We start from the raw sequence: 12635 nt of genomic DNA, 5'->3' as shown, positions 1-12635 counted from the left end.
CCCGCCTCCACCGCCGCAAGACTGCCCGCGACGGCGGTTTCGGTGTCGTTATGGGTATGGATGCCCAGATGATCGCCGGGGATGCCTGCGGCGATGACCTCGGCTGTGATGCGTCCGACCTCGGCGGGCATGGTGCCGCCATTGGTATCACAAAGCACGATCCACCGCGCGCCCGCCTCATAGGCCGCCTTGATCGCGGTCAGCGCATAATCGGGGTTGGCGCGGTAGCCGTCAAAGAAATGCTCTGCATCAAACAGCGCCTCGCGGCCCTGCGCCACCAGATGCGCGATGGATTTCGCGATATTATCCGTGTTCTCGTCCAGCGTAATCCCGAGCGCTGCCGAGACGTGAAAATCATGGGTTTTACCCACCAAGCAGACCGTCCGCGTGCCCGCATTCATCACCGCCGCCAGCACATCATCGTTCTGCGCCGACATGCCGTTGCGCTTGGTCATACCAAAGGCCGTCATCTTCGCCCGTGTGGTCGGTGCCGCGTCGAAAAAGGCACTATCCGTCGGGTTCGCGCCGGGCCAGCCGCCCTCGATGTAATCCACCCCAAGCGTATCAAGCGCGGTCGCAATCGTGATCTTTTCCGCGGTCGAGAATTGCACCCCTTGGGTCTGCTGCCCGTCGCGCAATGTGGTGTCATACAGATAAAGGCGTTCGCGGGTCATAGGCTGCGCCCTTTCAGTTGCTCACTCTTGAGGTCGTGCACTTCGCACGACCAGCCCCCGTCCGCCCCCACGGGCGGGGGCTTCGCCCCAACCCTCGGCCGGGGGCTGGTCTGCGTTGTGATATGGGTCATTAAGTAGCGATTTTTCGTGCGCAGACGCGAACAACCATTCATCACGTATCCGCCCATAATCTGTCTAGTTTAGTGGCGTCAAAGTTCGGGAGCCGTTCAAAATGAGCTTCCGAACCCGTGTCTTTAACCAATACCCCAGCACCGAGCATTTCATCACGTATTCTATCTGCCAGATTAAAATCTTTGCTTTGCCTAGCAGTTTGTCGCCTTTGCAAAAGGTCCTGAATCAACCCTGTCTCAGCATCACTAAATCCATCAATTCTGGCCCAGTCTGGGATAGTACCGTCGAATAATCCTAGAAATGCCATCGATTGCCTTAGCTGCGAAACATCGCCGCCAGTGGATAACGCGTGGCAATTTGTGATGGCATCCGGTGTGTTGAGATCATCTGCCAACGCGGCCAAAGTGCCATCGTGTACATCATCGCCAAGTTTCGTAGTCGACAGACCAATTTGACGATACCACCTCCTCAACGTCTTAGTCGCCTCGTCCCGCTTTTTCTCGGTCCAGTCCATCGGCTTGCGGTAATGCGTGCTGAGCATCACAAACCGGATCACCTCTCCCGGCACGCCTTGGTCCAGCAGATCGCGCACGGTGAAGAAGTTACCAAGCGATTTGGACATCTTCTTGCCCTCGACCTGCAACATCTCGTTGTGCAGCCAGTAGCGCGCCATCTCGTCGGTGCCATTGGCGCAGCAGCTTTGGGCGATCTCGTCCTCGTGGTGCGGGAATTGCAGGTCCAGACCGCCGCCGTGGATGTCAAAGACGTGAGGTGCGCTCTTCGCCTTGTCCGACAGACGGTCCTGACGCAGGGGCTCTTTCCACAGCAACTCGTCCGCCATGGCGGAACATTCGATGTGCCAGCCAGGGCGGCCACGGCCCCAGGGGCTGTCCCACCCCGGCGTTGCATCGTCCGACGGCTTCCACAGCACGAAATCCATCGGGTCTTCTTTGTAGGGGGCCACCTCCACCCGCGCGCCGGCGATCATATCATCGACGGAACGCCCTGATAGCGCTCCATAATTTTTGTAGCTACGCACGCGGAAAAGCACATGCCCTTCCGCAGGATACGCGTGCTCTTTGGCGATCAGGTCTTCGATCATCGCGACCATCTGCGGAATATAGGCGGTGGCGCGTGGCATGTGATCGGGCTCAAGCGCGCCGACTTCGGCCATATCGTCCAGAAACCACTGGGTTGTCTCAGCGGTAATCTCTCCGATAGACCGCCCGCTTTGTGCTGCGCGCGCGTTGATCTTGTCATCCACATCCGTGAAGTTACGCACATAGGTCACATGGGCGTCGCCATAGACATGGCGCAGCAACCGGTTGAGCACGTCAAACACGATCACGGGGCGCGCATTGCCCAGATGGGCGCGGTCGTACACCGTGGGCCCACAGACATACATCCGCACGTTTTTATCATCAATCGGGGTGAAATCCTCGCGTTTGCGGGTTTTCGTGTTGTGCAGCTTGATCGTGGTCATGGCGCGTCCTTACGCAAGGATTGCGCGGGCATGGCACAGAAATCTCGGGAAGAAAACGATGTGAGCAAGCCCGCCGGAAGGTCTTAGCAGGTAATACAGCAAATAATGAGTGGCATCATCTTCATGCCGTCTGCGTAGCCCGACCCGCCACTGGCGGTCAAGCCTGATTGACAAATCAACCATGCTCTGCGCCCCTGCGTCTTCAAGTTACGAGGGAGAGACGGCATGCAACTATCATCGCGCATCACAGGGCTGCTTGGCGGCGGGTCAGACGGCTGGGGCGTTTTCCTGCGCGCCCGCCAGATGATTGAACAGGGTACGCAGGTGACAGAGCTGACGATTGGCGAACATGACATCCGCACCGCCGCACCGATCCTGCAAGATATGCACCGCGCCGCTTTGGCCGGTCACACCGGATATGCGGCCATCCCCGGCACCACGGGTCTGCGCGATGCCGTGGCCGCGCGGTTGCAGGAACGTACCGGCGTGCCGACGACGCGCGACAATGTGCTGATCACGCCGGGTGGTCAAAGCGCGCTGTTTGCCGCGCATATGGCGACCTGCAACCCCGGCGATACAGCGCTTTATATCGATCCCTATTACGCCACCTACCCCGGTACGATCCGCGGTGTCAGCGCCCTGCCCCATGCGATCGCCGCCCGTGCGGAGGATGCGTTCCAGCCCCGTGCGGACGTGATTGCCGCCGCTGCGAAGCAGACCAACGCGGCGTCGCTGCTGGTGAATTCGCCCAACAACCCCACCGGCGTTGTCTATTCCCGCAAAACGCTTGAAGGCATCGCGCAGGTCTGCCGCGATCACGACATGTGGCTGATCTCGGACGAGGTTTACGACACACAAGTCTGGGAGGGCGCGCATCTCTCGCCGCGCGCGCTGGACGGGATGGCGGAGCATACTCTGGTCGTAGGGTCGATGTCGAAAAGCCACGCGATGACCGGCTCGCGCTGCGGCTGGATCGTCGGGCCCGTGGATGCGATCGAGCACCTGACCAATCTGGCGACCCACACGACCTATGGCGTGCCCGGATACATTCAGGACGCGGCGCTGTTCGCGCTGAACCAAGGCACCGGTTTCGAGACAGAGATCGCCGCGCCTTTCCAGCGCCGCCGTCTGCTGGCGCAAGACATTCTTGCGCGACAGAACGCCGTCAGCCTCGTGCCCGCCCAAGGCGCGATGTATCTGATGCTGGATGTGCGCAGCACCGGCATGAGTGGCGAGGATTTTGCCTACGCGCTGCTGGAAAAACACCACATCGCGGTGATGCCCGGCGAAAGCTTCGGGACGGCAGCGGCAGGCCATATCCGCGTGGCGATGACCATCGAGGACACGCGCTTTGCCCAAGCGTTGGCGACAGTATGCGACTTCGCGGAAAGCCTCGCCGCCTGACGAAAGCGTCGCGCGACCGCAGCTGCCAACATACGAAAAAGGCCGGAGGATAATCCTCCGGCCTTTTTGACTGGCACATTATTATTTCCTGCCGAGAGCACCGTTATGCGACGCCCTCGGCAGATACACCGCCAGTTTTCAGCGTGTCAGCTTAGAAGCGGTAGGAACCACGGATGTTGAATGTGGTTACGTCTGCGTCGTTACCGGAAACACCGCTTACGTCGTTAAATTTGTGCTCAAGCAGTTCTGCACCAACGCTGTATTGCTCGGTGATTTTGTAGTCCATACCGACACCATAGAAGGCACCGTCTTCGTCACCCATGGTAGTATCGGCACGAGCGTAACCGCCGGTCGCGTAGATCAGAGTGCTACCCAAGTCGTAACCACCTTTGATTTTCGCACGAGCAACCGAGTCGATGGAACCCTGTGTTACGCCTGCAGCGTCGTTCAGATCGATGTCTGTTTTGTCGTAGTCCAGCTCACCGCCCAATACGAAGCGACCGAAGTCGTAGTTGTAACCAGCGTGGAAACCGTAGGACCCGTTGTCACCTTCCAGACCGTTGTCGACCTCAGCGTCGGAATAACCCAGTTGCAGACCGGTGTAGAAGCCTGTCCAGTCGCCACCCAGGTCGGGTGCAGGAACAGGTGCGGTCATCACGGGCTCAACCACTGGCTCTGCCAGGCTACCGGCGTATGTTGCGCCAGCGAATGCTGTGGATGCCAGAACGGCTGCGGATGCAAGTTTCATAGTGCGTTTCATAATCGTAACTCCTCGATCAGTTTGTATCGGAGCGGGCGCTTCCCGCTTCATCGACACAACACGGCAGCTAAGATCTGGTTTCGGGATTTCCCAATCACGGGTTGGTGATCGGAAAATTGTTGCTCAAATGCACGGCGTCTCGGCGGCCCGTCGCCGCTATTAACCCTTTTTACCAAGGCCAAAACGCAGTTCCGCGGGGATGCGCCAAAATCACCCGAAATTAAATTTTCAAGAAGATGGAACAATCTGCCCGCAGGCTGCAGCAGAAATCCCGCGAAAATGCTGCAAAAAGTGGCGTTTACCCCCCTATGTGCTAGGTAGCGATGCGGTCCGGATGATAGCACGTCCGGCATAATCGAGGCGAAACGAGTATGATCAATTTCTTCATTACCCATATAGAGGTCGTTGGCGTCATCCTTTTGACCCTCGGCGTGGCCTTCATCCTGCTTCAGCAGCGCCGCAGCCCACAATCAACTGCCGCTTGGATTCTGTTTCTGGTGGTGATGCCCTATGTCGCCGCGCCCTTGTTCTTGGCGCTTGGCTTTCGCAAACAGGGCAAACGCTACGAGCCTATTATCTTTACCCAAAAAGAAGACCCGCAAACGCCCGTGCATGCGCTGGACGAGATGTTCCAGAGCTTCAACCTGCCCCCCGCGCTGGAAGCACAGCGACTGAACCTGCATGATACACCCCAAACCGCCTATGCCGCCGCGATGGAGGTGATCGAGAGCGCGACACAGACGATTGATGTGCTGTTCTATATCGTCTCGGACGATGACACCGGCAATCACGTGGTCGACGCCCTGACCGAAAAAGCCCGCAACGGCGTCAAGGTGCGCTTGCTGATGGACCGGCTCGGCACCCTGCGCGGCCCCTCCAAGGCGGTCAAGGCGTTGCGCAAGGCCGGCGGCGAGGTGCTGTTCTTTTCGCCGATCCTGCAACTGCCCAGCAGTGGCCACCTGAACCTGCGCAACCATCGCAAGATGATCATCGCCGATCATGCCCGTGTTTTTTCAGGCGGGATGAACATTGGCGAACACTATATGTCAGACCATCCGCACACCGATCACTGGGTCGATCTGGCCTTCACCCTCGAAGGGCAATCGGTACAGACCTTCTGCGATGTCTTCCGCTCGGACTGGGAAGTCGCCTGTGGTGAAGACGTGGATCATATCACAACGCCGGCCCCCACCACCGCGGGCAATGCGACGGTGCAGTTGATCCCCTCGGGCCCTGATATTGTCGAAGACCCGCTGCACGACGGGATTATCCGCGCGCTGCATCTGGCGAAAACCCGTATCTGGATCGCCACCCCCTATTTCGTCCCGACCGAGCCTCTGGCCAATGCGTTGCGCATTGCGGCGCTGCGCGGGGTGGATGTGCGTATTCTGGTGCCGCAGAAGTCGAACCAGCATATCGCGGACTTCGCCCGTGGCGGCTATCTGCGCGATGCGCATACCGCAGGGGCCAAGGTCAAATACTTTGAACCTGCGATGATCCACGCGAAAGCCGCGCTGATTGACGATGTGGGGCTTGTGGGCACGGCGAATTTCGACGTGCGCAGTATGCTTTTGAACTTTGAGGCGATGTTGTTCGTTTATGATGCACGCAGCGTGTCAACCCTGTCGGACTGGTTCACGGCCCGCGAGGCCGACTGCCACGAGAATATGCCAAGCCCGCATTTGCCCCGCCGTCTGGCCGAGGGCGTCTTTCGCATAGGAGCACCGATATTGTGACCCAAGCCCCCCTTCGCATCGCCAGCTATAACATGCGCAAGGCCATGGGCACCGACCGCAAACGAGATCCCGCCCGCATACTGCGCGTGATCCAGACGCTCGCGGCGGATATCGTCGTGCTGCAAGAGGCCGACATGCGCCTTGGCCCCCGCCCCTCGGCGCTGCCCATGGATCAGGTGACGGCGCAGACCGGTTTGATCGCGGTGCCCGTCCCCAGTGAGGTCAGCATCGGCTGGCATGGCAACGCCGTCTTGCTGCGCCCCGAGGCAGAGCTGATCGAGGTCAAGCACCTGAACCTGCCGGGGATGGAGCCGCGCGGTGCGATGGTGGTGGATTTCGACCTGCGCGATATCCCGCTGCGCATCATCGCCACCCATCTGGGGCTGATGCGCCGGTCGCGGCGCGCTCAGCTTTCCGCGCTCATCGCCCATCTGGATGCGCAATCCAAACGTCCGACGTTGATCGCGGGCGATATGAATGAATGGTCGCTGAACGTCGGGCTTGGGCGTCTGGCGCATCGCTTTGACATTTATTCACCGGGTAAAAGCTATCACGCGCGCTTGCCTTTGGCCGCACTGGATCGCATCGCGGTGGATGACGCGCTGCATGTGATTGACGGTGGCGTCTGCGAGACTGACGATGCGCGCCGCGCCTCGGACCACCTGCCCATCTGGCTGGATTTCGCGCGTTCTACAGGTCAGTAGAGCGCGCGAATTCAGCTAACTTATCAGGTGAGGATTTTAACCTAAACCACTGATAACCAATACACAAACGCCACACTTAAACCAATTTATGAAGTACCGTCAGAGCGATTTCCGCAGCCGCGCCTCCTCTGCGCGCGCCTGTTCGATCGCGGCGTGTTTCACCGGTCCATAGCCCCGAATATCCATTGGCAGTGCCAGCAGATTCTGCACCGTTTCGACCGTTGTCTCACAGGTCTTGGCGGGCAGCTCTGCCAGCAAGGCTTCATACCAGCGGATCAGCGCCACTTCTTCGCGACGTTCCTGAGTGTAGGAAAACACATCCAGCGCCGTGCCCCGTAGGGGTCGCAGCTTTGACAGTGCGGTCAATACCGGCGTGAACCATGCACCGAACGCGCGCTTGACGGGCCGCCCCCGCGCGTCCTTGCGCAAAGACACGATCGGCGGAGCCATGTGGTAGTTGATCTTGAACCCCGGCTCGAACTCCTGCGCCAGCATCTCGGCAAAGGCAGGATCGCGGTGCAGCCGCGCGACCTCGTATTCATCCTTGAACGCCATCAGTTTGAACAGGGCCTTGGCCGCAACCTCTGTCAGCGCGTCGGCATGGGCAGCGTGCAAGTCGGCGCGGAACTGCGCAAGCCGGTCGCGGTAGCGCTGCGCGTAGCTGTCGTTTTGATAGGCCCGCAACCGGTCGGCCCGATCCGCGATCAACGCAGCGCTGTCCAAGTCTGGCTGTTCGCTCGACGGCAGGGCCAGCGCGTCAGGCGTTTCGGCCATCACGCGGCCCAGATCAAAGGCGCGATGATTCTTGTCGATAGCCACGCCGTTCAACACGACCGCCTGCCGCAGCGCGCCGTGGGACACCGGCACCAGCCCTTTCTGCCACGCGAAGCCCAGCATGATCATATTGGCGAAAACCGTATCGCCCAGAAACCGTTCTGCCATCGCATTGGCATCGAAACCGGCAAGGTTTTCATCCCCCACGGTATCACGGATCACACTCTCGCGCTGGTCAGTGTGCAGCTGCGCGTCGCGGTGCAACACCAGATCGCCCGTGGGCATTTCCGCAAGGTTCAGCACCACCTTGGTCGCGGGCCCGTAGTAGACCGACGCCTGCGCGGCAGAGGAAACGACGATATCGCAGCCAATCACCGCATCCGCCGCCCCGTGATCAATGCGCACCTGATGGATCGCATCAGGGCGCGCCCCGATCCGGATAAAGCTAAGCACCGTGCCGAACTTCTGCGCGAAGCCGGTGAAATCCAGCACGCTGGCCCCCTTGCCCTCCAGATGCGCGGCCATGGTGATCAGCGCGCCGACCGTGATCACGCCGGTGCCGCCCACGCCTGTGACCAACAGGTCAAAGGGCGCATCAAGGCCGGGCAGTTCGGGACGCGAGATACCCGCCAGCAGCGCGTCCACGTCGACCTCTGCCTCGGTTTTCTTGCGCCGCACCGCCCCTTCAAGGGTGACGAAGCTGGGGCAGAACCCGTTCAGACACGAGAAATCCTTGTTGCAGCTCGAAAGGTTGATCTTGCGCTTGCGGCCCAGATCCGTCTCTAGCGGTTCGATGCTCAGACAGTTGCTTTCAAGCGAGCAATCGCCGCAGCCCTCGCATACAGCGGGGTTGATGAAGGCAAAGCGTTTGGGGTCCTCCATCTGCCCGCGCTTGCGGCGGCGGCGTTTCTCGGTGGCGCAGGTCTGTTCGTAGATCAGCACCGACACGCCTTTGACCTCGCGCAGTTCGCGTTGCACGGTGTCCATCTCTTCACGTGAGTGAAAGCTGGTGCCTTGCGGGAAATCGCCGCGGTCGAATTTGTCGATCACATCCGACACCAAGGCGATGCGCTGGACCCCTTCGGCACGACAGGCCTGCGCAATTCCGGTCACGCTGATCGGCCCATCTACAGGTTGCCCGCCGGTCATGGCCACCGCGTCGTTATAGAGGATCTTATAGGTGATACTTGTCCCCGCCGCGACAGCCTGCCGAATGGCGAGCGACCCTGAATGGTACCACGTGCCCTCGCCCAAATTCTGGAACAGGTGTTTGCCGCCGTTGAACTTTGAGGCCACCACATGCGGCACACCCTCGCCGCCCATCTGCGCATAGCCACCGGTTTCGCGGTCCATCCACCCCGCCATGACGTGGCAACCGATGCCCGATGCGGCCTGCGACCCCTCGGGCAGCTTGGTCGAGGTGTTATGCGGGCAGCCCGAACAGAAATATGGCGTGCGTTTTGCCCCCGGCACATTCAGCAGGACAGGAGGCTTTTCAGTCAGCGTGCGCGCCTTTTGCGGCAGGGTTTCATCAGGGAAGAACGCGTCCAACCGCTCGGCCACCACGGGCACCAGCGCCAGCGGGCTTAACTCGCCCGTCCATGGCAGCAGCGGATCGCCTGCCGCGCGGTGTTTGCCGACCATGCGACCGGGCTTGTGCCCCGGCCAGTCGTAGAAATATTCCTTCAGCTGGCTTTCGATGATGCCGCGCTTTTCCTCGATCACCAGCACTTCTTCCGTGTCGGCAACAAAGGCCAGCGCATCACGCCGCGCCAGGGGCCAGACCATGCCGACTTTGTAGATATCGATGCCAAGACGGCGGCAGGCGGCTTCGTCCAGACCCAGCAGACGCAGCGCCTCCATCAGATCTAGATGGCCCTTGCCGGTGGTGACGATGCCAAAGGTGGCATTGTCCAGATTATAGATACGCCTGTCGATCGGGTTGGCCTCGACAAAGGCTTCGACGGCGCTGAGCTTATGTTGCAACCGGGTCTCGATCTCGGGGCTTGGCATGTCCGAGCGGCGCACATGCAGCCCGCCGGGCGGTGGCGTGATCTGGGGCAGCGTAAACGCGCGGTCAGGCTGCAACGCCACCGATTGCCCGCTTTCCACCGTCTCGGAAATCGCTTTGAACCCGACCCATGTGCCGGAAAAGCGGCTTAGCGCGAGCCCATAGGCCCCGAATTCAAGAAACTCTCCCACATTCGCGGGGTTCAGCGTCGGCATCATCCAGGTCATAAAGGCGACATCCGATTGATGCGGCATGGACGACGACACACAGCCGTGATCATCCCCCGCCACAACCAGCACGCCCCCCTTGGGCGAAGAACCATAGGCGTTGCCGTGGCGCAGCGCGTCCCCCGACCGGTCCACCCCCGGCCCCTTGCCGTACCACATGGAGAACACACCCTCGACCTCGCAATGGGGATCCAGCACAGCCTGCTGCGCCCCCAGAACCGCCGTGGCACCGAGGTCTTCGTTTACCGCGGGCATAAAGGTGATGTTGTTATCCTTGGTCACATCCCGTGCGCGCCACAGCTCAAGATCGACCGCGCCCAAGGGCGACCCGCGATACCCCGAGATAAACCCCGCGGTGTTCAGCCCCTGCTGCTTATCACGCCGCGCCTGATCCAACATGATCCGCACCAGCGCTTGGGTGCCGGTCAAAAACACCGTTCCTTCTGTGCGCGTATAGCGGTCGGATAAGGCATAGGGGTAAAAATCGTGGGTTTCTTTGGTCATGATGGCAATCCTTGGCTGTCTTGACCATCAAGCCACGTTTTCGTGAAATATCTGCCCCCTCTTGCACCCACATGCGGAATTAACGAATGTTTTATTCAGCAGATAGGGGATTGATGAAATGTCTGACCAAATGCGCTTTGACGACCGCGACCGCAAGATACTGGAGCTGTTGCAGCGCGATTGCCGCATCTCGAACGCCGATCTGGCAGAGCGGGCCGGCATGTCCGCCTCCGCCTGCTGGCGGCGGGTGAAAGCGTTCGAGGACGCCGGCGTGATTGAACGCTACCGCGCGGATGTGTCCCCGACCAAGGCGGGCAACAGCTTTCAGGCGCTGGTGCAAGTGCAGCTTGCGCGTCACAATCAGGAAAAGCTGGCCGAGTTCATCAAAGCCATCGCGCACCGCGCCGAGGTGCTGGAATGCTATGCCACCACGGGACAAGCCGACTACCAAATGCGCGTCCTCTGCCGCGACATCGCCGCCTATAACCGCTTTCTCGAAGATTTCCTGTTCCGCCTTCCCGCCGTCGAAAGCGCCCAAACCAACGTGGTCCTGCGCGAGATCAAACGGAATACGAGCATCCCGATGTAGCCCCCCAAACGAAGAAAGGGTGCCCGATGGGGCACCCTGAGTTTCGCCTGACCTTGCTCATCGTTCACCGCTCGTTTGTTTTATGCCTGCGGCAAGGCCAGCGTCAGGGGCAAGCGCACCTGCCCCATGTAGAAAGCCCCGACCGCATGAAGCGCCAACCAATTGAAGCCCATAGCAAGAAGTTAAGGCCTTATTTTTAATGAGTCTTTTTCGATCCGCAACCAAAAACGGCGGTTTAAGTGTACTTTTGCAAACCAATTATCGCCCACTGAAAAACAGTGTTGAACAAAAAAACCGCCCCAGAGGGCGGCTAAATCGTTTAAAGTTCGAGGTTTAGATATCTGCGATCCTGTAGAATTCCGCGTTTGCATCAGCAGGATTCCAAACTGGAAAAACCCCTCTCGCTTGTAAGTTGGTTCGTAGTCGATTTGGATCGCCACCCCAGTAGCCTTCTATCGAAGATAACTTTCGATAGCGCTCTTTGAAACGTGTCACACTATCTTGGTCGACAAGATTATGCATGACCCTGAGCTACTACCCATTTACTGGACTGGATATGGCGTAAATTAAGCTACTCGTTGTACCTGCTGATCGGGTTGGTTTTCGTCGAGGCCCCTATTGAGTGCGAGCGTCTATCTGGCCCAATAGAAATCTGGTAGGTAATAGCCATGAACCAACTCGCGCCTAAATGGGAATTCGTGTCAGACAACGTCATGGGCGGTGTATCGAGCGGTTGCATCGCAGAAGAATTCGTTGGCGGCCACCACGCCACAGTTCTTCGCGGCACAGTCTCGCTTGAGAACAACGGTGGCTTTATCCAGATGGCGTTTGACCTTCACGAAGGTGGTGCAAATGTGGACGTGAGCGCATGGGACGGCATTGGGATGGACGTATACGGCGATGGTGACACCTACGATATTCGGCTTCGCACTGCGCAGCTAAACAGACCCTGGCAATCTTTTCGCGCCGATTTTGTGGGCGAACCACACTGGCAAAAGATCAAAATCCCTTTTTCTTCACTGGTATCGCATCGTGTTGACGCAGCCTTCGACTCAACTTGCCTTAGACGGATTGGAATACTGGCTATAGGACGCGAACGAGATGCGTATGTTGCAGTATCCAACATCGGGTTGTACTCGGCGAACTAAGTAAATTTCCTGCGTGCGCCCCTACGGGACTGAAGATACTATCTAAGATCGTTGCACTGCAGGTCAGCTTCCATAAGGTTCTGGCGTGACCTCTTATCGACATCGCTGTGTAGGTCGGCATGAGGACCAAAGCGTACGGATAGATTTCGACACCCAATGGGTTATCCCCCCATTTTTAATGGGGATCAGCCGTAGAATTCATACAGCTGTTTTCAGCTTCATAGCCGGGGTCATCCCACCGATGCCCATGTTGGGTCGCTCGTTGTTGTAAGTCCAGAGCCATTCGGTTGGCTGGTCCTGTGCCTCTTCAATCGTTTCAAAGATATATTGGCTGAGCCAATCACCCCTAACCGTGCGGTTGTAGCGTTCGATATAGGCGTTCTGCTGGGGCTTTCCGGGCTGGATGTATGTAAACCTCCGGCGGTGGCCGTCTGATCTCAAGCTCAATCCGATGGTAAGTCCGAGCTTATGTCCGACTTTATCAATCGT

9 protein-coding genes and 1 pseudogene are annotated in these 12635 nt (G+C 59.0%); 5 read left to right on the top strand and 5 right to left on the bottom strand.

The annotated features are described in order from the left end of the window. A pseudogene (locus B3849_RS11375) lies at positions 1 to 674 on the bottom strand (citramalate synthase); the annotation flags it as partial. A 172-nt stretch (positions 675 to 846) separates the two neighbouring features. Then, positions 847 to 2289, bottom strand: coding sequence for a cysteine--tRNA ligase (gene cysS, locus B3849_RS11370; protein ID WP_278424529.1), 1443 nt, complete (start codon positions 2287 to 2289; stop codon positions 847 to 849). 225 nt (positions 2290 to 2514) lie between these two features. Between cysS and B3849_RS11365 the strand changes: the two genes are divergently transcribed. Further along, complete coding sequence (locus B3849_RS11365; protein WP_180827800.1) at positions 2515 to 3693, top strand: pyridoxal phosphate-dependent aminotransferase; 1179 nt, start codon at positions 2515 to 2517, stop codon at positions 3691 to 3693. Between the two features lie 151 nt (positions 3694 to 3844). On the opposite strand, the gene B3849_RS11360 is transcribed toward B3849_RS11365, so the two are convergent. Beyond that, complete coding sequence (locus B3849_RS11360) at positions 3845 to 4453, bottom strand: outer membrane protein (RefSeq protein WP_037953726.1); 609 nt, start codon at positions 4451 to 4453, stop codon at positions 3845 to 3847. 371 nt (positions 4454 to 4824) lie between these two features. Between B3849_RS11360 and B3849_RS11355 the strand changes: the two genes are divergently transcribed. Next, positions 4825 to 6189, top strand: coding sequence for a phospholipase D-like domain-containing protein (locus B3849_RS11355; RefSeq protein ID WP_278424528.1), 1365 nt, complete (start codon positions 4825 to 4827; stop codon positions 6187 to 6189). Then, positions 6186 to 6893 carry an endonuclease/exonuclease/phosphatase family protein gene (locus B3849_RS11350; RefSeq protein WP_278424527.1) on the top strand — a complete coding sequence of 236 codons (708 nt, stop codon included), beginning with the start codon at positions 6186 to 6188 and terminating at the stop codon, positions 6891 to 6893. Before B3849_RS11355 ends, B3849_RS11350 begins: the two co-directional genes overlap by 4 nt. 99 nt (positions 6894 to 6992) lie before the next feature. Here the strand turns inward: B3849_RS11350 and B3849_RS11345 are convergent, their stop codons facing one another. Then, positions 6993 to 10409 (bottom strand): indolepyruvate ferredoxin oxidoreductase family protein, encoded by a 3417-nt coding sequence (locus B3849_RS11345; protein ID WP_286780144.1) that lies wholly within the window; start codon positions 10407 to 10409, stop codon positions 6993 to 6995. A gap of 118 nt (positions 10410 to 10527) precedes the next feature. Here B3849_RS11345 and B3849_RS11340 point away from each other — a divergent pair, with 118 nt between their 5' ends. Both B3849_RS11340 and B3849_RS11335 read left to right on the top strand, forming a co-directional pair. Next, on the top strand, positions 10528 to 10998 hold the full coding sequence (locus B3849_RS11340) for an Lrp/AsnC family transcriptional regulator (RefSeq protein ID WP_005853822.1): 471 nt from the start codon (positions 10528 to 10530) through the stop codon (positions 10996 to 10998). 668 nt (positions 10999 to 11666) lie between these two features. Beyond that, positions 11667 to 12146, top strand: coding sequence for a CIA30 family protein (locus B3849_RS11335; protein ID WP_278424525.1), 480 nt, complete (start codon positions 11667 to 11669; stop codon positions 12144 to 12146). Between the two features lie 198 nt (positions 12147 to 12344). On the opposite strand, the gene B3849_RS11330 is transcribed toward B3849_RS11335, so the two are convergent. Next, positions 12345 to 12635, bottom strand: a 291-nt coding sequence (locus B3849_RS11330; protein WP_286780143.1) for an integrase core domain-containing protein, incomplete at its 5' end; no start/stop codon positions are given.

Source organism: Sulfitobacter sp. UBA4523 (assembly GCF_002388305.1).
Taxonomy (GTDB): Bacteria; Pseudomonadota; Alphaproteobacteria; order Rhodobacterales; family Rhodobacteraceae; genus Sulfitobacter; species Sulfitobacter pontiacus.
The sequence above is the reverse complement of the archived record's forward strand: the minus strand, read 5'-3'. Positions and strand labels throughout refer to the sequence as shown.

What these genes read in the sequence shown, in the direction of transcription:
- cysS (WP_278424529.1), bottom strand. Translation starts at nt 2,289, where the DNA reads ATGACCACGATCAAGCTGCACAACACGAAAACCCGCAAACGCGAGGAT.
- B3849_RS11365 (WP_180827800.1), top strand. Translation starts at nt 2,515, where the DNA reads ATGCAACTATCATCGCGCATCACAGGGCTGCTTGGCGGCGGGTCAGAC.
- B3849_RS11360 (WP_037953726.1), bottom strand. Translation starts at nt 4,453, where the DNA reads ATGAAACGCACTATGAAACTTGCATCCGCAGCCGTTCTGGCATCCACA.
- B3849_RS11355 (WP_278424528.1), top strand. Translation starts at nt 4,825, where the DNA reads ATGATCAATTTCTTCATTACCCATATAGAGGTCGTTGGCGTCATCCTT.
- B3849_RS11345 (WP_286780144.1), bottom strand. Translation starts at nt 10,409, where the DNA reads ATGACCAAAGAAACCCACGATTTTTACCCCTATGCCTTATCCGACCGC.
- B3849_RS11340 (WP_005853822.1), top strand. Translation starts at nt 10,528, where the DNA reads ATGTCTGACCAAATGCGCTTTGACGACCGCGACCGCAAGATACTGGAG.
- B3849_RS11335 (WP_278424525.1), top strand. Translation starts at nt 11,667, where the DNA reads ATGAACCAACTCGCGCCTAAATGGGAATTCGTGTCAGACAACGTCATG.